Source organism: Chelatococcus sp. YT9 (assembly GCF_018398315.1).
In the GTDB taxonomy this organism is placed as follows: domain Bacteria; phylum Pseudomonadota; class Alphaproteobacteria; order Rhizobiales; family Beijerinckiaceae; genus Chelatococcus.
In genome coordinates, this window is record NZ_JAHBRW010000001.1 from 669,224 (window position 1) to 692,644 (window position 23,421).

Here is a 23,421-nt window from a genome sequence, read left to right on the forward strand (position 1 = left end):
TATTATGGCAGTTTCTCGGAATCCTATTCCACAAGCCGACTTGCGGCAAACCACCCCATTGTAGCCATTCGCTCGCACGTCAATTTTGGAGGACTATAGCGTAGACGTGGTTCTCTGTTTCATCGGCTTCGGAGCCGGAGGGATTCGAACTGCTTGCCGTAGCCAAAACTTACGCCTCAGCCTTATGACAGCTATGGCCTCAGCAAATGAATCTCGTCGCAGCACTGTATTGGCGGTATCCCTCCTCCGCTACCAACGTCATAGACGACGCATCCGAGCCGATCAGGCTCGCCAAGTGTCCGTTGATGCTTACCTCATATTCCTCCCCTGCACGGCGTGGATTGACAACCACGCTCTCGACCAGAGCGTGAAATGGTTCGGCCAGATCGAGGCTGATCTCGCCGTCCTTCGACACGATCGCCGCCAGCGCCTCCATGTTCTCCCGGAAGCGCTCAACGGCTTGCGGCCGAAGCTCGATCACATTGGTGGTTTGACCGGCCAGAGCCAACTCCGCCGTGAATTTCTCTTTGTCGGCGCGCAGCTCGACCATACGTTCGGCGACGTCCTCCTCCGAGATCACGCCCTTGGCAAGGGCATCGACCAGCCGTTTGATTGCAGCATTTGCGTCCGCCAGTCCTTTCTCGATCCGAGCCCGGTCACGTCGAGCTCCTGCCTCGGCTTGGCGCCGCTCCTCGCGATAGGCCTCGACATATTCCCTAATGAGCGTCGGGCTCGCCAACTGGATCCTGAGGGCATCGACGACCAACCGCTCAATCTTCTCGACGTAGTACCTCGCGCCGTTGTCGCAGGCCTTACTCTCTCGACGTGTGCTGCATTGAATGCGCGGCCCCGAACGATCCCGACCAATTATGGTCATCCCCCCGCCGCAGCCGCCACATCGCAGCAGCCCCGACAACAGACGCTTCGACCGCGGCGCGTGAGCGGCATGCGCTCCCCCTCGGCTTTCCTTTCGACCGCGAACCGCATCGAAAGTTTCCTGATCCACGATCCGGAGATGCGGGGCATCCGAGGTGAGCCATTCGCTCTCAGGATTCACACGCGACACACGTCGGCCAGTGCTCGGGTCCTTGACCATCCGGACGCGGTTCCAGATGTTGCGACCGACGTATAGCGGGTTCTGCAGAATGCCGTGCCCACGCTGGCGGTTGCCATTTATGGTGCTGCCATTCCATCGCTGACCACGCGGCGGCGGCACGCCTTCGCTGTTAAGCTTGGCAGCAATCGTCCTAGGCGACACGCCTGATCGATATTCCCGAAAGATCCGTTGAATGATCGCGGCCTCTTCCGGCACGATCTCCAGCTCGCCCGGCTTGCCCGAAACGGGGCGATAACCGAAGGCCCGTCCGCCAGCATGGCGACCATCGCGCACGACGCCCTGCATGCCACGTCGCACCTTCCGTGCCCCCTCCTCCCGCTGCATCTGACCCACGAGGCCATGGATGCCGATGGCGGCTGTGTCGACCCGCCCGCCATTGACGGCGACGATCTCAATACCGAGGAACTCAAGCTGCTTGTGGATGCCTGCAAGATCCGCCATGTCGCGAGACAGGCGGTCCAGCGCCTCCACGACGATGACATCCATGCCACGCGCGCGCGCCATCTCCATCATGCGCGCAAGGCCATCGCGCCCGAAGACCGACGCGCCAGATCGCGCACGATCGTCGAACGTCGCCGTCACGACATATCCATTCCTTTCAGCGAACCGCCTGCAAAGGGCGACCTGGTCCTCGATGGAACGGTCGCTCTGCAGGTCGGTCGAAAAGCGCGAATAGATCGCCGCGCGCATTTTTCTAGTGCCTGCGACGGTTGTCATTGGCGACCTTCCCCTCCATCGCGGCAGCATCGATGCGCGCTTGCCGACGCGCGAGCGCCCGGACAAAGTGTATAAGCGCAGGCGCGGGCTCGCAGCTTGCGGGAGCGCTCGCCCCCGCTACCGCAATCCGCGTCGTGCGATTAGCATTCTCGTTGGCAACAAAAGTCATGGCTCGCCCTCGTGGCAGCCTCTGGGAACCCGGCGTTATCGCTGCGGGGTAGTCTAGGCGGCGTGGCGGAGTCTATGCTGCGACTTCCGTGATGAAAATGCGTAGGTCGGTGGGTCGACCCGTCCGTAAAAATGCTCCCCGCCTCACGCCGTTCCTGCGACAGATCCGGTAAACGTCCGCTGGCTCTACCAGCCCCCAGACGGTTCCGTTGGCGTTCGATTCATCTTCAGTGCCCGCGGTAGCGTAGGATAATTCTTCTGCCACCTCTGAAATAGCAGACCAGACATCTTCCAGGGCAACGATGCGCTGCGCGGCCCGCCACACTAGACGCTGAAATGCGAATCTGTTGCGACCGCGCGCTCCAAGGCACTTTCCGATAGTGGAAATAGACCCGTGGTCGCCTTCAGTCGCGCCCAGCATTCGCAGCGGAATGCCCCGCTCTAGTCTAAATCGGCGCTCGCCAGCTGGGCCAACTGCAGAAGTTACACCTCTGCGAAAATGCAAAGGTCGATAAGGATAGTCGATGTAGCAGGATGTTCGGCCAGCTCGGGATATTGGTCGAACCTCTCCGGCATAGGAGACGAAAGAACCGCCGGCACCATCAACCGAGTAGGTAGCGCTTACACCGATCTTGGATAGGGAAATGCCAAAGGCATACATGGCAACAGCGTGAGAGGCCTCATGAAAACAGGCGGCATTCATCTCCGATACTACTGTAAACATGTTATGTTCGCCAAGTTGGTCGTTCTGAAACATGCCCGTCGAGTAGGCGCACTGTGTCTCGGCAAGAACGCTGCTGAAGCTGTCCATCCTCTCCCCCATCGTGACAAAGCTTCGCCGCGGGCTGCTAATGCAGCGCGCGGCCGGTCAAATTGTGTTGCTACGCTTGTGACGTTGGAAAGTTAGTGCACATCGGGAGCGGCTACAATATCTAGCGGGCCTGGCTTTTTCGATGCGCAATCTCTAGAGCCGTTGATCTGCCTCACCGTCGTTTCAGCACAAGTAGAATAAACGTGCCCGACAGCTATGTGAAACAAGGCCTTTCCGCATGCCGGGGGAAAGGGGCCACAGCGTCACCATTTGTTCACCACAATCGAATTTTCCACCTTCATCCCCATGGCACGTGCAGTATGCTTATGGGTTTGGAGGCCCGTGCAGGACTCGAACCCGCATCCGCCAAGTAGAAACTGGCGATCTGTCCGGTTGAATTAACGGGCCGTCTCAGGTCACGCGGCAACTGCCTTGGGCAGGGTCTTCGCCCAATCGGGAAATTCGACAACCGCCTGCGGCCGCAGCAGCGCATCAAGCCGGTCCAGCGCCGCCTGCGCTTTGATGGCCTCGTCGCGCGCCGCCTCCATGACGAACAGCGCCTCCTGGTCGGGTTCCTCATCGCTTCCGAAATGATTGAGTAACCGGATGGCAGCGCCCAACAGTACGCTGACGCGGTCGTTCGCCCGCACTATGTCTTGCAGCGCGTCCTCCATCACGACACCAGCGCCAACGCAGGCAGCGGTCGGTTGGCGCGCCACCACATCTCGAGCCTCTCGTGCAGATCGAATGTCATGGCGACTTCCGCGTGAACGCGCTCACCATCGTGGCCGATAATCATCATGCACTCGACGATTTCCGTCAGAAGGGCCGCCAGGTCGGCGGCCCCCGCGCCCTCCGATAGGGCGCATCTTAATCTCGGAGTGCTGGTGGGGGTGACGTTGGCGCGTGCGGTCATGACAGTCTCCTCGTTTCTGGGTGGCGTTAGACGGTTGCTCATACGAGCCATATCGTCTAACGCTGGTAATTATGACGCGCATCGCCCGGAAGTCAAGTCAAAATGACTGAAAATAATCAGAATGAAATATCTGCCGCCCAATGCCGAGCCGCTCGAGCCCTGTTGGGCTGGTCGCAAGGCCAACTTTCAGATGCGTCACGGGTGTCGCGAGCCACGCTTGCCGAATTCGAGCAAGGCAAGCGTGTACCGTACGAGAGGACGCTGAGAGATATCGAAGCCGCCCTCACGGCCGCCGGCATCATCTTCGAATCGGATGGCGAGATGATCACAGGCGGCCCCGGCGTCCGACTCGCCAAGCAACAAGACGAAGGCATCCGGCCCGACAAGCTCACGAGTGAGAACGATGGCTGACACGCACCCGAGCCCTCCCGTCGTTATCCGGCCGGTAGCCATACCTAGATGACCTTGCAGCGCTGCACGGGCGGATATGCGCGACCTATGCGCTCTTGGACTTCACCCTGTCCGACGTCACCGCCCGCGCCGGCCCCGCTCAGCACTCCTATAAGATCTCCCGCCGGATAGCGGCCGCGCGCCGCGCAGAGCCGCGCCTGGCGCCCTTGCTGCCCCGCATGCGTACATATACCCACATCCGGCGCCTGGCCGCCCATGGCGTCCTGACGGCGGCGGGCGAGGTTCTGGAGTATGCTCTCTACCGGCCCGATGCAGCCAAGCGGCTGGCGATGGAGACGGTCCGCATAGACAGGCAGAAGCTCGAGCGCCAGGCCGCGGAGTTCGACGCCTACGTCGCCGAGGTGCGGGAGGTGGTCCGAGCCGCTTTGTCAGTCAGCGCTTCCTCCGCAGCATGCCAACCACGGTGATAACCGCGCTCCTCTGCCTCACTCAGTAACCGGGTCAATGCAGCCCGTTCGGCGTCGCTACGGTCGCTGCCAAACCACCATACCGTGCCGCGCCATATAACGCGCGGCAATGTCCAAGCGACAACCACCATCACCAGCGCCCCGCCGGTTTGCAGGGCCTGCGCCACGACGCTTGGCCAACTAATACCGTCCAACATCCCGCGCCCCGCCCAAGTCAAGTCTAACCCGCCGAGTATCAGCGCATTCAGTAGACGCTTCGGTCAGCTTCTCACAAGCCTCGCGACGTCAATTGTGCACGGTGTTAAGCGGCTCGCAAAGTTGTTCCCTGAATCGCTGGTGTCGTGGTAGCCGTACGAAAGCGGGTTGGGAGCCACACATATGCCTATTCTGGAGCATCTAATTGTCTGGGCCATTATCGGGCTGCTTGGAGGGAGTTTAGCGGGTCTGGTTATAAAATGGGATCGTCGCGGATTTGGGTTCTTGCGCAACCTCGCGATCGGACTCGTCGGCGCGATTATCGGCGGCCTCCTATTCCGATGGTTCATGATTTTTCCGGCGCTCGACGGCATTGCAGTTTCCCTTCGAGACATTGTTTCTGCCTTTGTCGGCTCGCTCGTGGTCCTGATCGCGTTTTGGGCTTGGAATCGCTTCGGAAAGCAGCGCGTGGGCTGAATGCCCCGCTTACGCTTCCGCTACCGGGCGCGCTTGAGGTCTTGGTAGATCTTGCTGCGGCTCTGGCCGGTGCGCTCGGCTGTTTCGGTGGCGAATTGTTTGTTGCCACGTCCGGTAGCTGGTAAAGTGTCCAGATCTTGGACGGTTTTTTCACCAACATCCCTCTCCCTCTTCCGCTTCCACGCCTCCTCACGAATTCGGACGATCATGTCGCAGAGTGGATCCGCTTGACGGAGGACAGGCAGAGAGATGGTGGCGCGTCCGACAAACCGTCACAGCCCGTGACGGTTTTCAAGGGGGGCAGGGGAAATGAAGGCGGCATTAACGCCGCCGCTCGCGAACTCGGCATCAATCGCATGGATGCGCATCGCGCAATCAAAGTGGCTTCTCTCCCGGAACAAGCCAAAGCCGTCGCTCGGGAGACGGGCTTAAGCAAAAAGCGCGGCGCGCTGCTCGAGGCTGCCAAAGAGACTAGTGACGAGGCCAAGGTCGCGAAGATGCGGGAAATCGCAGAGCGGGAGGGACGCAAGCGCCAAGAGCGCGCTGAAGCCCGTAAGGCGCCGCCCCACACCGACTCCGCTGCAGAGCCAATCACCCCCGGCGCCTCGTTCGGTGTCGCGCAGGTCGGGGTGCGCATCGTCGATGACTATGTGAAGCGGACACGCAGCGCGGTCCAGCTTCTCGCCGAGCTTGACGCGATAGGTGACTATTCGATCAGGGCGCTTGCGGACGCGATCCGTACCGCCCTCCGCCAACGCAACGAACCCATCTAACCATCCCCACGGGGGATGCGGACCGCCGTCAGAGGATCCGGGTTACGAGTCCGGTCTAGAAGGAAAATGAGAGCTGGTCGAGATGGGAACGCCAGTGAGCACAGACATGCTCAAGGCGTCCAAACCGCCAGCGGACGTAGGCCCGCACTCTCACCACCTTCGACTTCAACATGTTGGCCATGTTGTCGTCTCCCTGGTTCGAGGCAGGGGGGAGCCCTGCTGCCCCGGTCTTGCTTGCGCAAGACCGTGCCCCGTGCGGGCGCAGCAAATGCTGACGAACCAAGGCCACTCTGACGGCGGTCCAAGTCAAGCTGAGCATGCATAGCTTTTATTGTCCAGCCACAGCTAGGGCGCCCCGTAAAAAAGTAGGGCTTGCAAAACGTTAACGGCCAAGATCAAGCTCTTTATGGGGACAATCGGGGGATTTAACCATGCCACCTATAGATGCGTGGATCGAGGCGGCCAAAGCCGCAGAAATGGAAGACTGGCAGGCCGAGGAGGCGGACAGGCGCGAGGCCGAGCTGACAGCGCACGAGCCCGAGATCAGCAGGGAAATGTTGCTCGCGGGCGAGGCGGCGGCTGCCAAATATGGAGGCCACTGCAAGCACTGCAGCGGGCCTGACCCCATCGACCTTGCAGTCGAGGTCTATCTCGCGATGAGGCGAGCAGTCAGCCCATAGCTATGGCGCCGTGCGCCATAGCCTCACCGCCGAGCGCTGCACTCCAGCGTTCCGCCGTGGGGCAACTCACGACCGCAGCGGCTCGGCCATGATCAACGCCTCTTGTGAACGCCGCACATCAAGTAGGTCGCAAAGGGGCTTCACAACAGACCCCATGCTCGATACCGGCCGACTTCCTTGTAGGACTCATTGATACGCTCATGCTTGAACGCATCATGCTCTGCCTGGTTCGTCCCCAATCCCCCTAACCGCCCATCCACGCCGGCCGGATCACGGCCGGCCAGGGAATCCTGAGGAGCACCGACTTCCCCCTTTCCCCGGTAGTGGAAGTCATTTCGGCACCGAAACGCCAGCGATATCCCAGGAGGGCCTGCACCCGTAGATCTGGTCAAGGGGGAGGACCCGAGGGTGTGGCACATCCGCCACACCCTCGGTCGGCCATCGTCCCAAAATCAGGCCCGCTTCCAGGCGGCGAATGCCGCCTCCATGGCGTGCTGCCGCACCGTCACCGCGGTGACAGCGTCAAGCCGCCCCTCGAGCCCCGCGAGGGCCTCGTCTATGCCTTCCTCGAGGTCGACCATGTCGCCGACATTACGCGGTGAAAACGAGCCGTGGAGCGTAGCCCGTGCCGCCTCGGCCAGCACGAGCGCCTGGCCGAGCGAGCGAAACACATCGGATAGTTCGGACATCATTGATTCCCGTCATGAAGCGAGCCGTCTTGGCGGTTTTTGAAACTGGATCCGACTGCCCTGCCCATCTCGGCCTGCGCTTGCCGCGACGCAGGGCCGATCAGGGAGATCTTCCGCAACAGCCGATCGACGAAGCTTTCCGCATCCGCAAATGAGGACACGTCCACTTGCGGCCGCGCCACGACGTCAAGGGACGCCTTGATGTCATTGCCCGCTTCCTCCGCCTTGGCCTTGGCCTCGTCGAGGGCCGTCGTGTCGACGGTGGGGGCGGCGATCGGAATTGGCTGTGTTGCAGGTACATGCGGCCCGCCCTCCGGCACTGGCTTGCCGCCAAGGCTTTCCGGCCTTCTGGGGGGAAGCGGTGCCGGCGCGGTCTCAGGCGCGGGCATGCCGTGCCTACCAAAACCAAACGTGGTCAGTCCCGAACCAACCGGTTCGGCATTGTCCATGCTGCCCCCGCCCATGACGTCGCGCAGGCGCTCTTGGGAGCGAACAACGGCACGCAATGCCGCGAGTTCCTGCTGCATTTGGGCGTTGCGCTGCTCGGTACGCCTGACGACTTCCTCGAGGTGCGACAGCTCGGCTTCGGCGACGTCACGCGCCATATATCGGCCGGTCTTCTCATCGAAGACGACACGATTGCCGCCAGCGTCGGCATTGCGCTTCCGCAAGCGGTCGCGCTCGTTGACCATCTCACGCTGCTTGCGGAAATGCTCCTCGATGGCCGCCTCGCGGCCCTTCCGGGCCGCCTCGTCGCCGGTCTCCCCGAGCCAACTATCCAGCCCCTGGCGCCACACCCTGCCGCTTAGCCAGGGCGCGTTTCGGTCAAACCAATTATCGCCCCCAACGTCATCCAGGACGGGCGCGCCCATGTCGATCTTGCCATCCGGCCGAAGGCGCCCTTCAAGCTCGGCCGCTTTTTTCAATTGGGCGTCGTACCGTCCCAGCACGCGCTGAAACAGGCTGTCGCCCTTCTCGATGCTGTCGACGAGGCTGTTGACCTCTTGCGCCGCTCCACCGGCGATCACCTTGAACGCGTTGCCGGCACGGGCCGCGAGGACGTCGAGCGCCTGCGTCGCGCGGGCAATCTTGTTGACGTCCGTGTTGATGGCGGTATCGAAGTTCTTCTGGACCGAGCCGAGGTACTTGGTCCGATCGGCGACCATCCCGAGAATCCGGTGCAGGCCTTCCATATTGCCCGTGAGCCGGGCAATATCGTCGCCGTACTCTTTCCCATAGATGTCATTTAAGATGGATGCGCGCTTGAGCGGATCCTTGATCGCGGTGATCTTTTCGAGCAACTCCAAAGTCGTTTCCAGAGGTTTCTTGACGAAACTCTTCTGGAACTTCTTGATGTTGATGCCGAGCGCCTTGAAGCCCTCTTCGGCATGCTTCGTGAACTCTGCACCGAGCGTGAGAGAATTCACGAGCGCATTGAAGGCGGTGGCGGCCACGTCGGTACGCGTGCCGATTTCCTTGAATGCAGCCCCGAAGGAGATGACCTGCTCGGCGGTGAAGCCGGCTTGATCACCGACCGCTCCCGCCCTGCGAATGAACTCCAACAAGTCCGGTTCGCTCGCCGCAGCGCCATCGGCAACGGTGTTGACCGCGTCACCGATCTCTTCGATACGAGCCTGGTGGGCGCGGAAAATGTTTCCAAGCTCGGCCAACGCCTGGCCGGTATCCTCCGCCGTCGTGCCCCATGCGGTCGTTGCCTTTGACGCATATTCGGTGAAGCGGACGAGCTCATGCGCGGGCCGGCCGGCAAAGCCAGCCGAGGCGAGCATCGCGCCGATCTCCTCCTTTGTCTTGCCCGTCGCGCGCGCGATATCGAGCACCTTTTGCTCGTATGCCTTCAGCGCTGCGCCGCTGGCATCGGTCGCGCGTGCGACTTCCGTCATCGTCTTCTCGAGCGAGAGCGACGACTCAGTCACCTGCTTGATCGCGAAGCCCGCACCGGCCGCGCCGAGCAGCGGGCCGCCCATCCCCACGAGGACGCCACCCGCGGCACCATAGGCCGCAGAGGCCGCGCCGCCACGGACCAAGGGGGCGTGAGCCGAGGGCGCCATATGATGCGCCCTTGCCTCCACACGCTTCTGGAACGACAGTGACGTGTTGGTCTGGTCGATCGCCGACTTCAGGCGCCTTTCGGCCGCCGCAAGCTTGTCGATCGGCACACCTGCCGTCTCCATCGCCCGCTTGGCGGCGACGATGGCGGTCCTCTGGCGCTCAAACGCCTGAGCGGCACTCCGCACTTCCCGTTGAGCCCGTGCGAAGGCCGTCGCCATCTTTTGTGTCGGCTTGTCCACGGCCGCCATCTCGCGCGCGAGACGCTGCACTTCAGTCTGAGCCGATCGGAAGCGCGTCCGCGCCGCTGCGAAGTCAGCCTGGATGCCGCGGAAGGACTCGACCTTGCCGAGTTGGCCCTGCAGTTTACCAAGGTCCTGCGACAGGCGTTGCACTTCAGCGGAAGCGCCGCTTAGCTTCTTCAGCCCCTTGCCGGCGTCGCCCACTTTACCAAGGGCGCCGGCGGCTTTGCCCGCCGGTCCCGAGAGCTCGTCTTTGAGCTTCAGGACCAGATGACTGGTTTTCGTTGTCATTAATCAGCGCCTCTATGTTGGGCGGCGGCCTCCGCCCACCAGGCCACCAGTTCTTCCCATGGCCATGTGAGCATCTCGGACCGCTGCTGCCCGAACACGCGGGCCACGACCGTCATGATGGTTCGGGAAGTTCCGGGCCAGGCTCTCAGGCCACGGCGTCCCTGAACCGCCGGGGCAAAAAATCCAGCGCGACCTTGTTCACCGCTTCCGCGTCATCGTCGTCGAGGTGGTCAAGCACCACGTCGGGCACGTCGAACATCGGAAAGCGTGGCGCCGGCTGGTCAGCGTCGCGAGCCGCGGTCAGCGCCTCCGCATAAGCGGAGACCTCGGCCACCGTGAGCCGGCGGACGGTGACAGCGTCGTAACGAACGCCGTCAAGTTCGAGAGGATATTCGAGAGCGACGGTCCGCGAGCGGGGTTTCCCGCCCACGAAAGTGGGTGTAGCGGTCATGAGAGATCCTGAAATGGAAATGTCGTTGTGCCCGTCCGGCCAAGCGATCATGGTGACGGGATGACGCGAGCTGAATTCCAGCGAACAGCAAAGCCGCATCTCATCGCGGATGTGCGGCTGTACTCGACTGCGGAGGTGACGTTGTACGATCTAGTCGCTGATGTTCGTGCCTCTGTCGAACGTCATTCGATGGTCGAGATGCCGGTCGACCAAGCCGCTGATTTTGTTCACGCTGCCAAAACAACGTTCCTGAAAGAAGATGTGGGATGGGGTTGGTGGTGGGAAAGCCTGTCGCAGCCAACATTCCACGTTGTTTATCAGGCTAGCCTATACTCTTCAGTGTTGCTTCCGGCGCTACTCGGCCCCAAAGCACAAGTGGTCTTGATCGTTCCGACAGGGACCCCTCGGCAGGCCACGCCCGCGTTTACGGGTACGGCTGAGGAACTGGTCGAGGTCTTGAATGACCTTCCAATGTTCGAGTTCGTCATCGTCGATCCGCATCTCAAATGGATCATATGCGATATGCACGATGGCGTGCTCTGCTTCTGCGGTGCCGTAACCGTTGCAGAATAACTGATCCGTATTGATCCGGGCTGGAACCCAGTGCGCTGAATCAGCCTCTTCTCCCCCGTGTGCTCATTTGGCGGATGAACGGGCTGCGGACCCAGTGCGCACGGGTCCGCACGGTGCGCACCTTCGTGCGCATCCCGGAATCCTTGGTGCGCGCCATGTTTGGCCCAGAGGTGCGAACCTCGGAATCTAGGCTAGAGCTAGCGAAATTAGGGGCTGCCGCCGCCGCGCCCCCCGTCGGGGTGGTGGCCAAGGACCCGTGAAACAGGATGTTTCACGGTCGCCGTCGGGTCCTTCCCCGCGGGGGTGCGCACCGCGACGGCGAGGCATCCCGACGAACGACCGGCTGCAGAATTCTCCTGGGGGGTTCCGCTTCCGCCTAGACGCGCGGGAGCGCGACGCGGATGAGGTCCTCGCTGTAGCCCATCGAGGTCCACATTGGGGCGTGGCAGCCGCCGGGGAGTAGGTCAGGCGGGATAAGGCGGCGGATATCTTCGTCCTGCATGATCCGGTCTTTGTGTAGCTCGCGCGCGACCGTCTGGATCGTGCTGAATACATCGGGCCGCGTTACGAGATCGATCGCGCGCTTTTCAAAATGCCTGTAAAAGGCCAGCGCGGTTGCATCACTTGCTCCTGGTTCACCCTCGAAAATTGCCGCGAATGCGCGGCAGTTGTCACAGCTCCGGCGCTCTCCTGCGCGCGCGGCTTCGATGTGGAACCGAAGATAGTCCGATTCCGGCCGCCATATGTGCCGCCTCAGCCACCCCTCTGCGAGCGGACCGGCAAGAAGGATCACCACGTCCTCATGATTAAAGCTTGGCCCAGGCGGCCGGCCGTGGCCTGACGCGAAGCGCGACGAGATATCGACACCGCATGACGTAATCATCCACCCCAGCAACAAGGCGACGACTGCATGGCCGGCCTCGTGAGTAGCAATGGGCCAGAGGTGGGAGGTGCTGAAATGCGCGGACCGATCCGCCTGCCTGGCGAATGCACCTTCGCCCTGAATCTGCCCCATCTCATGCGGTGGCGCATCACCCAAAAACGGCTCTTTGCAGCGTGCGCAACAGAACTCCCCGCACATCATCGGCGATAGTACTCAGGTGCGTCTATCCTCGCCAATTCAGCGTCAGTCAGGCTGCGACCGATCACGTTCCCAGCAAACCAGCCGTCGCAAACTCCTTCGACCCGCCGCAAGGTGGACACCAGCACTGAGTGGCGGCTGCGTGGCGTCATCCCGTGAAAATCCTGTGGCAACGGTAGGGCGTCTCGGCGATGCTCGACCGCCTCAAGCTTCTCCGCCTCCCAACGACCGGCTTCCGCAAGCTTCTGGTTTACCGCAGCCACCGCCGCCTCCGCCTTTTGCAATCGCGCCAGCAGGGCGACAATTGTGTTGGCGGCCGGTGCGTATTCTTCGCGCAACGCGCGGGCAACGGCCTTCGCCTCCGCCTCAACAGCTTCTTTTTCGGCCGTCAAAGCTTGCTCGGCCTCTCGCTCGAGCGCTTCGCCGTGCCTGATCTCCAGTCGGCTGACCAGAGCACCGGCCCGGTCGAGCTCGACACGAGCATCAGCGAGCGCGTCGTGGGCGGCACGTGCTGCCTTCGGGCTATCCAGCAGGGCATCGCCATAGCCGGCCTCGGCCGTCGCGAGCGCGCTGGCCGCGGCGCTATATTCCGCGCGGGCCTTATCGAGGCTTTCGGCGATGATGGTGGAAGTCGCTTTATCATCGCGCGCGACCGAGATCAGCGCAGCGAGACTGTCGAGAATTTTCATAGGGATCCTCAATTGAGGGAAGCTGCGCGGGTCAACGCGGCGGAGACGATCGGATCGAGATGCAGAACCAGAGTGCCAGCGGGATTGGTCCGGTTGCAGGCCGCGGCGATGATGCGGGAGTGCGCGGTGCCTGGCGGGGCGCCAACGATCTGCGGGGGAGCGCCTGGCGCGGCGACTAGATAGGTGTCACGGCCGGCATAAAGCTCGCCTGGCTCCCGCCGAAGGAACGCACCATCCTCATCGAGGCCGTCGCGCTTGTCGCTGAAGTGGTATGCGAGGCGGACAGCCCGACCTGTCATAGCGCCCGCACGAGTCAGCGCGCCAACAATTGCAACTTGCGCAAGCCTGCGTTTGCCCAGGAGCGCGGCGTGCCCTTGCCCCGCTGGCGGGGTGTCGCCTTCCCCGAGCGCGAGGGCGCCGCGCTGCACCCATTGACAGAGCGCGCCCAAAGGCACGCCCGTCGCCTGAGCGACGACGGAGAGTGTCAGTTGCATGGTGAAATCCTGTTTTCGATGAATGACGTGATGGGGAAAACAAAACACCCGGCTTCCGCCGGGCGTGAGTTTGCCAATAGAGCGAGGGGGTGCGAACCGACGGTGAGGCCGGACCGCCGGTTCGCTATCGGCCTGCTGTCTCCGGACGGCTGGCCGAATGAAAAAGGCCACCCGGAGGCGGCTTTGAAACTTGTGGGGAAATGGGGCCGCCCTCGTGAGGTGCGGCCCAAGTTCAGAAGTTCCCTAATACTCTGTCCGTCGGGAAGCTGGAGAGGTGTCCCCTCACGCAGCGACTGCCGGCTTGACGTTGTCGTTGGCGGGTCCGGTCGGGCGTCCCATCGGTTTGATGATAGCGCCGGCATATCCAATCCCGGTCCACCAGGACGGATCGAGGGGCTTTCCGTGCTGCTCCGCCCAGATGATCGCGGCATAGACTCGGAGTGCGCGCCTCAGGGCTGTGCGCAGACGATCGGCGCCGGAGCGGGCGCGGGCCTTCTCGTCTCGGCCGACGCCGATCTGCTCCAGGGTATCCCAGTCGCATAACGCAGCCTGCAGCCAGCTAAACAGATCGTCGCCGAGGCACTGCCTCAGGATGGCTAGCCGCCGCTGCGAACAGCAACGGGCATCGGATGAGGATAGATCCGCGACACCTGCGCCATCGACGCGATGCGCGACGGTCGCGCCGACAAGCCGGAAGATCGCGCCGTGCTCCCCGTCGTGCTTCGGCTCGCCCGTCTTCTCGTCGAGGGGGATCTCCCGGACCACGCTACGCCACACCGATCGACCGGCCGGGGTCGGGCACGTCACGGTCCGCGTGATGACGCGAAACTCCAGCCGCTTCTTCACCTTGTTAGCGCCGTCGTCGACTTCCACCGTCCTATATTCCGACTTGATCTCGGCGAGCCCATAGGTCCAGCGCGCCGCGTCGACCTCGGCGAGGGTCATCGGTGCCCCCTCGACGTACTGTCTGATCTCCCGCCACCAGCGGGGCACATCCGGTCGGGCTACGGGTTGCCAGTGCCACCGGGCCGATTGTGACCGCTGCACACGGCCATACTGATGACCGTCGCGCTTCGGATCCTGCGCCTGAGCCGAGTCATTGATCACGAGCTTACGGTCGATGCTCATCGAAGGATCCGGCCCGGATGGATCTACGCCGTCCGGGCGCCATCGGTTGGTTGTGTCGATGATGCCTTTTTCGATGGGCGTGACGTCTGACCAGGCGTTGATCATGGACTGAGCCTCGACGGTTGCCCGGTCGAAGTCCGAGACGATCGCGCGCGCCAAGGCCAGGAAAGCGGGCCGGCTGTCGCCGTCCGCTTCGTCAACAACCGTCGCGCGGGGGTTGCTTATGGCGGTGATGAGCGGAGGAACCTGGCGGACAAATGATGCTGCGGGAGCTCGAGCAACCCCGGGCCCGTCGTCGGGAACGCGGGTCAGCCACCAACGTGACGACGCGCCGCCGGGCGGGCCGTCGTTTGAAAACACGACAACGCGCGAAATTCGCGCTTTTGGTTCGATCATAGGGAACGTCCGTGTTGCAGCGAGGCTGCGACAAGCCAATGGCCTTGAGGCCGGTTTTTGTAGAGGGCCGCTAGGGTGAGTGCGGCGGATGGCTCGGAAGGGCTTCTGTATTGGTTTTGCTTTTGGGCCGGTCGCGATCTTTCACGCGGGACCATGCACAATGTAGCCGGAGACAGCGACGGGGTCAAGCGCAACTAAGAACAATGCACGGCTGAGGGGGCGGTGTCAAATTCGTGCGTCCATATTTTGGACGCACGAATGTCTCCCGCCTGAGATCGTGGGTGTCCAGATTCTGGACACCCATCACCGGAATTCCGGGGAGAAAAATTCCTGTTGTGCGGCGAGACAGGTGGGAAAAGTTTTCCACCTGTCTGAGGCGAGATGGGTGGCCAAACTTTGGCCACCCAGAGCTACGCGGCCTCAGTAGTCCATCCCGTACTCGGACAGGGTAGTGTATCCGGCCTCGGCCAGCGTCTCGCGGGCAACCCAGGTCCAAATGTAAGTGCCGCTGTCCCGGTCCATTACCAGCAGAAGCAGGGACTCGTCGTCGGCATCATCGATCCCGTCGATGTGGTCGAAATCAAGATTCATGGTGAGACCCCAATATGCGAGGGTTCGTGATGCGATGCCCCAGAACCGCCTTCACCCAGACCTGATATGATAGCCGCCCAGATGCGATCTCGTTCTCGAGATTCTCTGCGGCGGGCCGGAGATCTTCCGGACCGACGTGCTTCGCGATGACGCGGGCCGCGGCTTCCGATGCATAGAATCGATCGGAACGTGCTGCGACCCAGGAGCCGTCGCCGGCGAGATATTCGAGCAAGTAGGTGGCATGACCATCTCGATCGACTGCCGCTCCCAGGAAACGGCAGGGCATGAACTTGCGTGATCCGTCGCCCGTAGAAATGAAGGCATACCCGTCTCGGGACCGAGCCTTCCGTTGTGATGATTTCAAGGGGTCACCGTGGGTTTGTCACCGCTTGTCCCTTACGCGCGCGAGGCATACAGAAAAATTCACATAGAGAGAGTGAAAAAAATCTATGCCTCGCACGCAAGGGACAAGCGGTGACAGATTGCAAAAACGACTAATTGCCGCCGTCAGTTGCAGCGCGTGAAATCAGCGATTTGATCTCGGCCCGCCGCCTCGATTCATCGGCTGCGCGTTCCTCGAAAATACGGTGAACGCTCGGGTTCACACGATATTCCGATATTTTGCCGCCTCGCCGGGGAGGCACCGCATCCAGCCAGCCCATGAGCTCAAGCTGTTCCAAGGCTTTGGCAGCGCCTTCGGCCCCCAACCTCCTCAAGGGCCGGCTGCCGCGGCATATGTCCCGCACTGTAATGCTCTGAAAGCGACCCGCCAGGATGTACCCCGCCGCTTCGGCAACATCGTCGTGATCGTCTGTTAGGCCGAGGACGTTCGCGTAGAAGGCAACAGCGTGACGGAACAGAAAAGTGTGCAGGAACTCACCTGCCCGTCTTGTCGTGCCTTCCGATATCTCTTCCGGCAGCTCGTGACTGGTCGCCTCTGCCGCATGGAATATCAGGCATAGCCGAGCGAAGAACGCGTCATACTTCCCTAGATGCGCTCCAAACTTTCGATTGACCATCTCCCATGCCTGCGCAAGCGCGAGGTGCCGCTCCTCCAACTCATTGCGCAGCGCCTGCGCCGCCTCGCAAAAGCGGATAGGACGCTCGTCCCCCACAGGGCCGTGATGAGGCCGACACTTATGGAGTCGGCGCACCAGGGCGCCATAGGCGCCCGTATTGCCCTCAAGCGGTTCGTGGCTACCAACCGTCGCTGGACCGAGAACAACCGGCAGCAGGCGCTGCAGGAGGCCGTCGTCGTGCGTGTCTGAGGCGATTGCTCGGATAGGCTCGGGCTGAATGCCGCCCAGGAGACTCACCGACAGGTTTGGGACATGGACCAGCCCGCGGCCGATGCGATTGGTCGTGTGTGCCCCACCGTTGAATGATTGCAGCCAGAAGCCGCGATCTGCCATCGCACCCTTCGTTGTGCCGTAACGCTCCATCGATCCGAACCAAGCGCTAAGCTCGTCGCGGAGAAGCAGGACGCCGCCCTGATTGTCGCGAAGCAACTCCTGCGTCGCCTCGACCGTGGTATCCTCAAGCATCACCCGCTTCTGTATCGGGGGCGGCGTAACGGCCCGCTCAGCCTTGGGCAGCCGTGCGTGCTCCGCAACTGCATTCAGATAATCACTGACGAACCCGGTATCGATTTCACGCAGGGGGCGCGCCGCTGTTGCAATCATGGGTGACTTCTTCGTGCTTGGCGCTCCGACAAGCGCAACCCACAGCCGCGCCGATTCCGTCCAGTCCGGATCGCTCCGCTTAACCTGCAGCTGAACGCGATCCGGCAAGGCAGCGGCGCACACGGCCAGCGCCGCGATCGCAAGGCCGCCGGCATCAACCCCCATCTGTTTGGAGCGGGCTTCCGCAAACTCCTCGATGACCGGTGGAAGTAGGCCCTTTGGAAGGGGCGGCTTCTGCCGCTCGGCCCAAAGGTCGACAGGCGTATTGTCGTTCGCCGCCGGAGGTGGCTGCACCGGGAGGCCCACCGCCATGCGAGCGTAGCGGGCAAGATCGGTGGGCCGATATTGACTGTCACCACTTGTCACCACCACGGGGCCGCCATCCATGGCACGGAAAACGTTGCAGTGGATCCCGGCGATGGTGCATCCGACCAGCGTGCCGGACTCGACTGTCCCTCCGAACTTTTCTGAAAGCGCTTCTAAGATGTCGGGATCACCATCGTTCGTCACGCGGCCACCCGCTGCGCACCCGTGATGCGCTCTTGAACCATCGTCGCAATCTCGCGCCGCGTCTCCTGGGTGAATGTCGCGATTGGCTCGGGGTCCCGGTTGCATCGCGCGGACCACACAAGCAGTTCACCGTTCCCGGCTCGCGCCAAGGTCAGGTCTCTAAGGCGAATGCCGTGAGCGTTGAGGGTGAAGCTCGCGAGCAGCTCAATGCCGCCCTTCGTCAATCGGCTCGGCGTGAAGACCGCCAAATTTTCGATACGCATGTAGATCTCTTCCAAGAAATGGGAGATACTGCCTCAATCGAAATCAAGGTCAGCGATGGCGCGGATCATTGCCTCGCGCCAATTTCCCAAGTGAATAATATCAACTACTTGCGTTCGTCTATTGAGGCCAGCACGGTCCTCCGCTACCATCTGCACCCCCGCGACGCGAACAGATGGGAACACATCGCATTCCAGCAAGGCTGAAAGCCTTCCCTTGATATCGACGGTCAGATTCTCCCCTGGTCTGGCTGGGTGGACGACCACGCTGTCTACCAAGGAGCGAAACGCTTCCAGCCCGGCCTGATCGTCACGAAGTGACGTAGCAAGGCTGGCGGCTAGATCTTCGAGGTGCTGACCATAGCGGACGAGCACGCCAGGGTGCAGAGCGATCACCTGGTCTTCCTGGTCGGCTAAGGTGAGATCGGCTTCAAAGCGCCGCATGTCAGCCTCCAGATCCCTCAACCTGTCCGATACCATCGCCGCCGGCACAGACCCATCGGCGATAGCATCTATGATCCTGTCCATCGCTCGTTTGGTCTCGCCAAGCTTCCGCTCGATGGCGGAGCGGTTTCGCCTACTGGAAGCCGAAAGTCTTTTCATCTCGGCGTGGAAGGTGGCGACATACTCCGCGATCACCTGTGGATCACGCATTTCATCGCGTAGGCCTTCTACAACGGTCTTCTCGATTATGTCGGCATAGTAGCGGCGGCCGTTTGTGCACGAACCGCTTTCGACGTGGCGCGAGCAGCGCACCCTAAGGCGCCCTCGGTCCTTGTCATGGACGCGCATGCCTGATCCGCATTCCCCACACTTAAGCAGGCCGGATAGGAGATGCTTTGGCTTCTGTCTGTGAGATGCTGGTGTATGGGACCGTTTCAGCTTTCGTGTCCGCGCAGCGTCGACAAGATCCTGTTCCACGATGCGCAAGTGAGGCACGTCAGCCGTGAGCCATTCGCTTTCAGGGTTTGGCCTGGAGACACGCTTGCCAGTGTCGGGGTCCTTAATCATTCGGACCCGGTTCCAAACGAGCTTACCGGCATAGATATCGTTCAAGATGATGCCGTAGCCTCGCGCCATGTTGCCGTTGATCGTCGAGGCGTTCCATACCTGCCCACGCGGCGGCGCTATGCGATCTCGGTTGAGCCCGGCGGCAATGTCGCGCGGCGTCCTGCCTCCTGCATACTCGGTGAAAATGCGGCGCACCACGTCCGCTTCATCCGGTACGATTTCCATCTCGCCTGGCTTGCCGGCAACAGGGCGATATCCATAAGCTTTTCCACCAGCATGGCGACCTTCACGCACGATTCCAGATTGGCCCCGCCGAACCTTATGGGCAAGATCCGCAAGAAAGAGTGAGCCCAATAGGCCCCGCACTCCGATCTGCACCGCGTCGGCCGTGCCCTCGTGCACCGCCACCACCTCGACGCCGATGAAACGAAGGCGCTTCCAGATCCCTGCCAGATCTTCCTGATCTCGCGACAGGCGGTCTAGTGCCTCAACCACGACGACATCGAACAGCCCGCCTTTCGCGTCGCGCATAAGGGCTTCGAGCCCCTCGCGGCCGAACAGCGAGGCGCCGGACCGAGCTCGGTCGGAATATTCCCGGACAACGGACAGCCCATTTCGTGAGCAATACGCCCTGGCAAGCGAAATCTGATCGTCAATCGAGCGGTCCTTCTGAAGATCGCTGGAAAAACGCGCGTAGATTGCTGCGTGTCTACTTGCCTGTCCCATCAGCTTGGTGCGCTCGTTCTGCTTGCTCTCGCTGGTTGGCATATTCGCGTCTGGCATCCGCCCGCGCAAGGGCTCGTGCGAGTTCCAGAACAGCGGGGTCGATCGGCCGGCCGCAAGAACGTGCCAATGGAGCCCTGCCGTCGTATGGCCGGGATCTGCTCAATCGCGCCTCCACCCTTTCTTGTCCAGTACAGCTTGGAGCTCGACGCGTGCCTTCTCCGGCAACCCGTCCCAGCCGAACCAGCGATCCGTTGCCCAAGCCGTGAAGGCCATGGCGTCGTCAGCGGCCTTGCCGGTCGCCTCGTCAATCATCGCCTCAAGACTGCCGGGAGCGACGCGCGAGCCGAGCTTGTGCCCCGTGGCCTTCTCGAACCCACGGCGCATGTCAGGGTCATTCCACGCATAAGATATGAAGTCGCGCCAGGCGAGTGCCTGTAGATCTTCCATCGTCTCGATCATCAGTCGTCCCTCCCTGGTGGAAATGGTTCGGAAAAGGCGCCCCATGCGGCCATAGCCAGACAGATAACCGCCTGAGACATCACCCCGCCTGCCGCGAACACAACGGCGAAGGCTACGAAGATGGCTGCGAGAAGGATGTTGATCGGGAGCGGGGTCATGGTCAGCCTCCCGCCCGAGCGCGGATTGCGGCGGCTGAAACACGTCCCGTCCGCCACAGCAAGGCATCGATGACCGCTCCGATATAGCCGCGCCTAATGGCCTCGATCTCGACTTCGACGGCACAAGCTTCGCACTCATTATGGACAGCGCTGCGAAGGCAGTCCTGCGCCTCTTCCGCCCATACCTGATTGAGGTCGCGGTCTTTCTCCGCCGCTTCGGCGCGGGCTTTCTCTGCCCATAAGCTGTACCGCAGCTGAGAGTTGATCGACCGGATAAAATCTAGCTCCGCCTTCACCTCATTCGGAGGGTTGGCTTTGAGTATGAAGGCATCAATCGCGGGGCATGTTAGAGGCGGCTCGATCTGGCCGGTATCGTCCTGAGAATGGGCCTCAACGCTTGGCGGCTCCAGGGGTTCGGGGTGGCCGGTGCTTTCGTGGGACTCACCCTCCCACCATGCCCATGCAGGCCATTCGCCTGGAGCGCCGAAAAGCTGGGGCAAGGCGTTCTCGACAGTGGGCACGAGCTTGTTCAGAGCCGCGTCAGACCGGTGATAAGCCGCGCTCCTGATCTCGTCGGTGCAAAGCCTGTCCTTCGCCGCGTAGGCGTCACCGGAAACGAAGCTTGAGAAAACCATGTCTATAACGATGCAGCCGATTTCTTCTTTGATCTCGGGCGGAAGGCGGCGCCATGTGCACCGGGGATTGAAAGTGTCGAGCGGGTTGATGTTCATGCCGCGTCCTCCTGGTACGCACAGGCAGAGCAGGTCGTCGCGAGGCGCGCGCCGACGAAAGTGTTGTCACAGGCGTTGCAGCGATGGAGGTGGACACCGGGGCTCCAGCCGCCCCGGCTGTGAGGTGGAGCGGCGGCCTTCTTCCGCTTCTTTGTCTTTTTGAACCAGACCGAGGCCAACCCTCGCCAGAGCGGGACGCAGTGCGTAGCGGCGAAGACCTTAGCTTCCTTCTCCGCTTCGTCGCCGAGCTGGACGATCGCAGCGGTCAGATCGGCGGCATCGAAGGCCTCGCAGTACTCCTCATCCGTCATCAGCAATTCGACCGCTCGGATCTGCTGAGCCGATACAGGTGCGCATTCGGCCGCCCGCAGGACATCGAGGACCCATTTCGCGCCCTCCTCGCCGTGATTTCGGATAAGACGTTCAATAGCGGCGATCGCCATAGTCTCGCCCGGCTTGAAGGCCTTGGGCTGCGTCCTGACGATCGCGATCCCCACCGCCGCGCAGACGCGCTCGATGCCGAGTGCATCTTCGTCTTTCGCCGCGAGCGATGCCGCATGGATCTGCGTTCGGGTGACGTTGAGCCGGTCCCGGTTGTGGCCTAAGAACGCCTGAGCGCGGTCGACCAAGTCAGGTGCTTCGACGACCATCACCGGTATCTTCTCGATCGCTGGATGGCTCATCGCGGCAATAGCCGTGTGCTGTCCGTCGATGACCTCCAGGCCCTCCTCAGTCCAGGCGGCAACGGGCGGCTTGAAGCGTCGCCAGTCCCATGTCGCAACAATGCGCCGGATCAACGTGATGGATCGTTCGGACAGCGTCCGCTGATACGCCCCGTCAACCAGGAGATCGGAGGGGGACAGCCACGTGCATTCCGGCGGTGGCGTCGGTGGCGTCGCTGGGACAATGCCGTCGATCGCCATCGCGTGGATCGGGCGACGCATTGTCATGGCAGCGCCTCGACCATCTTGACGGCCTCGAAGTCCGATCGAAGGACGCCCACCACCCGCCCCACAATCAGCTTTTCAAGCATGAAGTCGGCGGGGTACGGGCCATCCATCATGAAGATGGGCTTCCCGGTTGTCGTCATCTGTGGCGAGATGGATTTGAGGTTATAAGCGGGCTCGTCAGTGTCAGCAAACGTGACGCCGCGCGCCACCTCGAGGACCGCGATCCTGCATCGCCCTCGGCTACTCTGGATCAGATACATCTCGCCAAGGGCGAGATCCCGATTCCCCGAACCGACGACCGCAAATTCGCCGACACGGATAAGTGGTTCGCTGTCCGGTGAGCCGACTGGATGTGCAGTGCAACCTGCCGGCAGCTCGTCATAGACGAGCAAGGCGCTGTTGACGCCGAAGATTGGCGAGAGGCTGGTCATTGCCGCCCCTCCATCCTGCCCGAGAGAACGCGGCGCACATTTTCATAATGCCGGATGCCTGCTTCATGAAGGGCGAAGATATTATATCGCCTTCCGCTTGGCTCAGTGATGAGAAGGCCATCAGGTTCGGCGCTGGGCTCGACCGAGAAGCCAATTGATTGGTACGCGCTAATGGTCTGGTAGGCCGCTGCGGCGTCCCTGTCGTCTATGCTGAATTCTGAACTTGGCGTCGGGGAAAGCAAAGCTGGCCTCCATCGGCTGGCGATGAGGCAAGCTACCCGCTTAGGGTTAACGCTGTCAACCCGTTTACGTGTTAAAAGTGTTATCGGCGCACATGCCGCGCCACCACCCTGTGGCAAACTGGCCATTCCGCCCGGTCAAGATCAAGCTCTTTTGCTGGGCTCCACTGCTTCACTTGCCATTTGCTCTGCCGAGGCCGCACAAGCCTTTTCATCATCGCACGCCCCTCGCCTAAATCGCTCGCGTAGAAGATGCATGTCGTGCCGCTCACGGGCGGCAGGCGCGGGTGCACGATGGCGAGATCACCCGGCTCATATTCCGGTGCCATCGAATCGCCGACCACATAAATCGCATACCCGCCCTCGATCCCTTCCAGGGGCTCGGGGCGCTTCATGAAGTCAATCGGATCGTTCGCGATCAGGATCTCGCCGTCTTCCTCCATTGCCGCGTACACAGGGATCTGCCCGGATGGCGCAGCCACCACCCGCGGCTTGATCGGAAAATCCACGGCGCCGACCGAGCCCCCCGCAGTCTGTGGCGGCCATTGCGTCGTGATTATTCTGCCATGGAGCGGGATCCCTAGCGCCATTGCGACTTCCGGCGCTATACGGGAACGCGCCACGAGCCCGCGCTCGATGCGGTCGATTGATGACTGGGTTGTCCCAACGGCTTCCGCCAGCTTGTCCTGGCTCCAGCCCTTGGCCTCGCGCGCCGCACGCACGGCTTCCCCGAATTCATTGTCCATGGTCAACCCCGAACACGTTTTCCCTGTTATTCACACTTTTACCCGATATCGTTTTAACTCGCACAACCCTATTGCGCATTATTCGTTTCAGGGT

At 61.8% G+C, this 23,421-nt stretch carries 30 protein-coding genes and 1 tRNA gene; 6 read left to right on the top strand and 25 right to left on the bottom strand.

Annotated elements, in window-relative coordinates:
* Positions 1–199: 199 nt before the first annotated feature.
* From KIO76_RS03000 to KIO76_RS03020, 5 genes are all read right to left on the bottom strand, one after another.
* A complete protein-coding gene (locus KIO76_RS03000) occupies positions 200–1,834 on the bottom strand; it encodes a recombinase family protein (protein WP_249729459.1) in 1,635 nt (544 codons plus the stop codon).
* Between the two features lie 241 nt (positions 1,835–2,075).
* Positions 2,076–2,813 (bottom strand): hypothetical protein, encoded by a 738-nt coding sequence (locus KIO76_RS03005; protein WP_213321395.1) that lies wholly within the window; start codon positions 2,811–2,813, stop codon positions 2,076–2,078.
* Between the two features lie 333 nt (positions 2,814–3,146).
* Positions 3,147–3,221: transfer RNA gene (locus KIO76_RS03010), tRNA-OTHER, on the bottom strand.
* Between the two features lie 8 nt (positions 3,222–3,229).
* Complete coding sequence (locus tag KIO76_RS03015; protein WP_213321396.1) at positions 3,230–3,487, bottom strand: hypothetical protein; 258 nt, start codon at positions 3,485–3,487, stop codon at positions 3,230–3,232.
* Entirely contained in the window at positions 3,487–3,729 is a 243-nt protein-coding gene (locus KIO76_RS03020) for a hypothetical protein (protein ID WP_213321397.1), read from the bottom strand. The genes KIO76_RS03015 and KIO76_RS03020 overlap by 1 nt, the downstream gene beginning before the upstream one ends.
* Before the next feature lie 102 nt (positions 3,730–3,831).
* Between KIO76_RS03020 and KIO76_RS03025 the strand changes: the two genes are divergently transcribed.
* From KIO76_RS03025 to KIO76_RS03035, 3 genes are all read left to right on the top strand, one after another.
* Positions 3,832–4,140 (top strand): helix-turn-helix domain-containing protein, encoded by a 309-nt coding sequence (locus KIO76_RS03025; RefSeq protein WP_213321398.1) that lies wholly within the window; start codon positions 3,832–3,834, stop codon positions 4,138–4,140.
* A gap of 95 nt (positions 4,141–4,235) precedes the next feature.
* Positions 4,236–4,607, top strand: a complete 372-nt coding sequence (locus tag KIO76_RS03030; RefSeq protein ID WP_213321399.1) for a hypothetical protein — start codon at positions 4,236–4,238, stop codon at positions 4,605–4,607.
* 378 nt (positions 4,608–4,985) lie between these two features.
* A complete protein-coding gene (locus KIO76_RS03035; protein ID WP_213321400.1) occupies positions 4,986–5,279 on the top strand; it encodes a GlsB/YeaQ/YmgE family stress response membrane protein in 294 nt (97 codons plus the stop codon).
* A gap of 20 nt (positions 5,280–5,299) precedes the next feature.
* Here KIO76_RS03035 and KIO76_RS03040 read toward each other — a convergent pair whose 3' ends face one another.
* On the bottom strand, positions 5,300–5,488 hold the full coding sequence (locus KIO76_RS03040; RefSeq protein WP_213321401.1) for a hypothetical protein: 189 nt from the start codon (positions 5,486–5,488) through the stop codon (positions 5,300–5,302).
* An 18-nt stretch (positions 5,489–5,506) separates the two neighbouring features.
* Between KIO76_RS03040 and KIO76_RS03045 the strand changes: the two genes are divergently transcribed.
* Entirely contained in the window at positions 5,507–6,052 is a 546-nt protein-coding gene (locus KIO76_RS03045) for a hypothetical protein (RefSeq protein ID WP_213321402.1), read from the top strand.
* A gap of 55 nt (positions 6,053–6,107) precedes the next feature.
* Here KIO76_RS03045 and KIO76_RS31300 read toward each other — a convergent pair whose 3' ends face one another.
* Entirely contained in the window at positions 6,108–6,233 is a 126-nt protein-coding gene (locus KIO76_RS31300; RefSeq protein WP_283771401.1) for a hypothetical protein, read from the bottom strand.
* Between the two features lie 250 nt (positions 6,234–6,483).
* On the opposite strand from KIO76_RS31300, the gene KIO76_RS03050 reads away from it, so the two are divergent.
* Positions 6,484–6,732, top strand: coding sequence for a hypothetical protein (locus KIO76_RS03050; RefSeq protein WP_213321403.1), 249 nt, complete (start codon positions 6,484–6,486; stop codon positions 6,730–6,732).
* A gap of 452 nt (positions 6,733–7,184) precedes the next feature.
* Here the strand turns inward: KIO76_RS03050 and KIO76_RS03055 are convergent, their stop codons facing one another.
* The 3 genes from KIO76_RS03055 to KIO76_RS03065 all read right to left on the bottom strand — a co-directional run bounded on the left by KIO76_RS03055 (position 7,185) and on the right by KIO76_RS03065 (position 10,472).
* Positions 7,185–7,421, bottom strand: a complete 237-nt coding sequence (locus KIO76_RS03055) for a hypothetical protein (protein WP_213321404.1) — start codon at positions 7,419–7,421, stop codon at positions 7,185–7,187.
* On the bottom strand, positions 7,421–10,021 hold the full coding sequence (locus KIO76_RS03060) for a phage tail tape measure protein (RefSeq protein WP_213321405.1): 2,601 nt from the start codon (positions 10,019–10,021) through the stop codon (positions 7,421–7,423). Before KIO76_RS03060 ends, KIO76_RS03055 begins: the two co-directional genes overlap by 1 nt.
* A 145-nt stretch (positions 10,022–10,166) precedes the next feature.
* Positions 10,167–10,472, bottom strand: coding sequence for a hypothetical protein (locus KIO76_RS03065; RefSeq protein ID WP_213321406.1), 306 nt, complete (start codon positions 10,470–10,472; stop codon positions 10,167–10,169).
* A gap of 60 nt (positions 10,473–10,532) precedes the next feature.
* On the opposite strand from KIO76_RS03065, the gene KIO76_RS03070 reads away from it, so the two are divergent.
* A complete protein-coding gene (locus KIO76_RS03070; protein ID WP_213321407.1) occupies positions 10,533–11,045 on the top strand; it encodes a DUF6756 family protein in 513 nt (170 codons plus the stop codon).
* 376 nt (positions 11,046–11,421) lie between these two features.
* Here the strand turns inward: KIO76_RS03070 and KIO76_RS03075 are convergent, their stop codons facing one another.
* The 15 genes from KIO76_RS03075 to KIO76_RS03145 form a co-directional block, all read right to left on the bottom strand.
* Entirely contained in the window at positions 11,422–12,084 is a 663-nt protein-coding gene (locus tag KIO76_RS03075; protein ID WP_213321408.1) for a hypothetical protein, read from the bottom strand.
* A gap of 41 nt (positions 12,085–12,125) precedes the next feature.
* Positions 12,126–12,815 carry a hypothetical protein gene (locus KIO76_RS03080; protein ID WP_213321409.1) on the bottom strand — a complete coding sequence of 230 codons (690 nt, stop codon included), beginning with the start codon at positions 12,813–12,815 and terminating at the stop codon, positions 12,126–12,128.
* Between the two features lie 8 nt (positions 12,816–12,823).
* Positions 12,824–13,309, bottom strand: a complete 486-nt coding sequence (locus KIO76_RS03085) for a hypothetical protein (protein WP_213321410.1) — start codon at positions 13,307–13,309, stop codon at positions 12,824–12,826.
* Positions 13,310–13,591: 282 nt separating this feature from the next.
* Complete coding sequence (locus KIO76_RS03090) at positions 13,592–14,833, bottom strand: hypothetical protein (RefSeq protein ID WP_213321411.1); 1,242 nt, start codon at positions 14,831–14,833, stop codon at positions 13,592–13,594.
* Between the two features lie 420 nt (positions 14,834–15,253).
* Positions 15,254–15,424 carry a hypothetical protein gene (locus KIO76_RS03095; protein WP_213321412.1) on the bottom strand — a complete coding sequence of 57 codons (171 nt, stop codon included), beginning with the start codon at positions 15,422–15,424 and terminating at the stop codon, positions 15,254–15,256.
* Positions 15,414–15,710 (bottom strand): hypothetical protein, encoded by a 297-nt coding sequence (locus KIO76_RS03100; RefSeq protein WP_213321413.1) that lies wholly within the window; start codon positions 15,708–15,710, stop codon positions 15,414–15,416. The genes KIO76_RS03095 and KIO76_RS03100 overlap by 11 nt, the downstream gene beginning before the upstream one ends.
* A gap of 208 nt (positions 15,711–15,918) precedes the next feature.
* Complete coding sequence (locus KIO76_RS03105; RefSeq protein WP_213321414.1) at positions 15,919–17,616, bottom strand: DUF3987 domain-containing protein; 1,698 nt, start codon at positions 17,614–17,616, stop codon at positions 15,919–15,921.
* Entirely contained in the window at positions 17,613–17,879 is a 267-nt protein-coding gene (locus tag KIO76_RS03110) for a hypothetical protein (protein ID WP_213321415.1), read from the bottom strand. The genes KIO76_RS03105 and KIO76_RS03110 overlap by 4 nt, the downstream gene beginning before the upstream one ends.
* Before the next feature lie 33 nt (positions 17,880–17,912).
* Complete coding sequence (locus KIO76_RS03115) at positions 17,913–19,655, bottom strand: recombinase family protein (protein WP_249729460.1); 1,743 nt, start codon at positions 19,653–19,655, stop codon at positions 17,913–17,915.
* Between the two features lie 117 nt (positions 19,656–19,772).
* Positions 19,773–20,072, bottom strand: coding sequence for a hypothetical protein (locus KIO76_RS03120; RefSeq protein WP_213321416.1), 300 nt, complete (start codon positions 20,070–20,072; stop codon positions 19,773–19,775).
* A complete protein-coding gene (locus KIO76_RS03125) occupies positions 20,072–20,230 on the bottom strand; it encodes a hypothetical protein (protein ID WP_213321417.1) in 159 nt (52 codons plus the stop codon). The genes KIO76_RS03120 and KIO76_RS03125 overlap by 1 nt, the downstream gene beginning before the upstream one ends.
* A 2-nt stretch (positions 20,231–20,232) precedes the next feature.
* On the bottom strand, positions 20,233–20,961 hold the full coding sequence (locus KIO76_RS03130) for a hypothetical protein (RefSeq protein WP_213321418.1): 729 nt from the start codon (positions 20,959–20,961) through the stop codon (positions 20,233–20,235).
* Positions 20,958–21,911: a DUF6551 family protein gene (locus tag KIO76_RS03135; RefSeq protein WP_213321419.1), complete on the bottom strand. Its 954-nt coding sequence runs from the start codon at positions 21,909–21,911 to the stop codon at positions 20,958–20,960. Before KIO76_RS03135 ends, KIO76_RS03130 begins: the two co-directional genes overlap by 4 nt.
* A complete protein-coding gene (locus KIO76_RS03140; RefSeq protein WP_213321420.1) occupies positions 21,908–22,342 on the bottom strand; it encodes a hypothetical protein in 435 nt (144 codons plus the stop codon). Before KIO76_RS03140 ends, KIO76_RS03135 begins: the two co-directional genes overlap by 4 nt.
* Positions 22,343–22,664: 322 nt before the next feature.
* Entirely contained in the window at positions 22,665–23,327 is a 663-nt protein-coding gene (locus KIO76_RS03145) for a helix-turn-helix domain-containing protein (protein ID WP_213321421.1), read from the bottom strand.
* Positions 23,328–23,421: the final 94 nt, after the last annotated feature.

What these genes read in the sequence shown, in the direction of transcription:
- KIO76_RS03120 (WP_213321416.1), bottom strand. Translation starts at nt 20,072, where the DNA reads ATGATCGAGACGATGGAAGATCTACAGGCACTCGCCTGGCGCGACTTC.
- KIO76_RS03020 (WP_213321397.1), bottom strand. Translation starts at nt 3,729, where the DNA reads ATGACCGCACGCGCCAACGTCACCCCCACCAGCACTCCGAGATTAAGA.
- KIO76_RS03005 (WP_213321395.1), bottom strand. Translation starts at nt 2,813, where the DNA reads ATGGACAGCTTCAGCAGCGTTCTTGCCGAGACACAGTGCGCCTACTCG.
- KIO76_RS03085 (WP_213321410.1), bottom strand. Translation starts at nt 13,309, where the DNA reads ATGCAACTGACACTCTCCGTCGTCGCTCAGGCGACGGGCGTGCCTTTG.
- KIO76_RS03050 (WP_213321403.1), top strand. Translation starts at nt 6,484, where the DNA reads ATGCCACCTATAGATGCGTGGATCGAGGCGGCCAAAGCCGCAGAAATG.
- KIO76_RS03070 (WP_213321407.1), top strand. Translation starts at nt 10,533, where the DNA reads ATGACGCGAGCTGAATTCCAGCGAACAGCAAAGCCGCATCTCATCGCG.
- KIO76_RS03125 (WP_213321417.1), bottom strand. Translation starts at nt 20,230, where the DNA reads ATGACCCCGCTCCCGATCAACATCCTTCTCGCAGCCATCTTCGTAGCC.
- KIO76_RS03100 (WP_213321413.1), bottom strand. Translation starts at nt 15,710, where the DNA reads ATGCCCTGCCGTTTCCTGGGAGCGGCAGTCGATCGAGATGGTCATGCC.
- KIO76_RS03115 (WP_249729460.1), bottom strand. Translation starts at nt 19,655, where the DNA reads ATGCCAACCAGCGAGAGCAAGCAGAACGAGCGCACCAAGCTGATGGGA.
- KIO76_RS03015 (WP_213321396.1), bottom strand. Translation starts at nt 3,487, where the DNA reads ATGGAGGACGCGCTGCAAGACATAGTGCGGGCGAACGACCGCGTCAGC.
- KIO76_RS03000 (WP_249729459.1), bottom strand. Translation starts at nt 1,834, where the DNA reads ATGACAACCGTCGCAGGCACTAGAAAAATGCGCGCGGCGATCTATTCG.
- KIO76_RS03145 (WP_213321421.1), bottom strand. Translation starts at nt 23,327, where the DNA reads ATGGACAATGAATTCGGGGAAGCCGTGCGTGCGGCGCGCGAGGCCAAG.
- KIO76_RS31300 (WP_283771401.1), bottom strand. Translation starts at nt 6,233, where the DNA reads ATGGCCAACATGTTGAAGTCGAAGGTGGTGAGAGTGCGGGCCTACGTC.
- KIO76_RS03095 (WP_213321412.1), bottom strand. Translation starts at nt 15,424, where the DNA reads ATGAATCTTGATTTCGACCACATCGACGGGATCGATGATGCCGACGAC.
- KIO76_RS03025 (WP_213321398.1), top strand. Translation starts at nt 3,832, where the DNA reads ATGACTGAAAATAATCAGAATGAAATATCTGCCGCCCAATGCCGAGCC.
- KIO76_RS03035 (WP_213321400.1), top strand. Translation starts at nt 4,986, where the DNA reads ATGCCTATTCTGGAGCATCTAATTGTCTGGGCCATTATCGGGCTGCTT.
- KIO76_RS03110 (WP_213321415.1), bottom strand. Translation starts at nt 17,879, where the DNA reads ATGCGTATCGAAAATTTGGCGGTCTTCACGCCGAGCCGATTGACGAAG.
- KIO76_RS03065 (WP_213321406.1), bottom strand. Translation starts at nt 10,472, where the DNA reads ATGACCGCTACACCCACTTTCGTGGGCGGGAAACCCCGCTCGCGGACC.
- KIO76_RS03130 (WP_213321418.1), bottom strand. Translation starts at nt 20,961, where the DNA reads ATGAACATCAACCCGCTCGACACTTTCAATCCCCGGTGCACATGGCGC.
- KIO76_RS03090 (WP_213321411.1), bottom strand. Translation starts at nt 14,833, where the DNA reads ATGATCGAACCAAAAGCGCGAATTTCGCGCGTTGTCGTGTTTTCAAAC.
- KIO76_RS03040 (WP_213321401.1), bottom strand. Translation starts at nt 5,488, where the DNA reads ATGATCGTCCGAATTCGTGAGGAGGCGTGGAAGCGGAAGAGGGAGAGG.
- KIO76_RS03140 (WP_213321420.1), bottom strand. Translation starts at nt 22,342, where the DNA reads ATGACCAGCCTCTCGCCAATCTTCGGCGTCAACAGCGCCTTGCTCGTC.
- KIO76_RS03135 (WP_213321419.1), bottom strand. Translation starts at nt 21,911, where the DNA reads ATGACAATGCGTCGCCCGATCCACGCGATGGCGATCGACGGCATTGTC.
- KIO76_RS03055 (WP_213321404.1), bottom strand. Translation starts at nt 7,421, where the DNA reads ATGTCCGAACTATCCGATGTGTTTCGCTCGCTCGGCCAGGCGCTCGTG.
- KIO76_RS03080 (WP_213321409.1), bottom strand. Translation starts at nt 12,815, where the DNA reads ATGAAAATTCTCGACAGTCTCGCTGCGCTGATCTCGGTCGCGCGCGAT.
- KIO76_RS03060 (WP_213321405.1), bottom strand. Translation starts at nt 10,021, where the DNA reads ATGACAACGAAAACCAGTCATCTGGTCCTGAAGCTCAAAGACGAGCTC.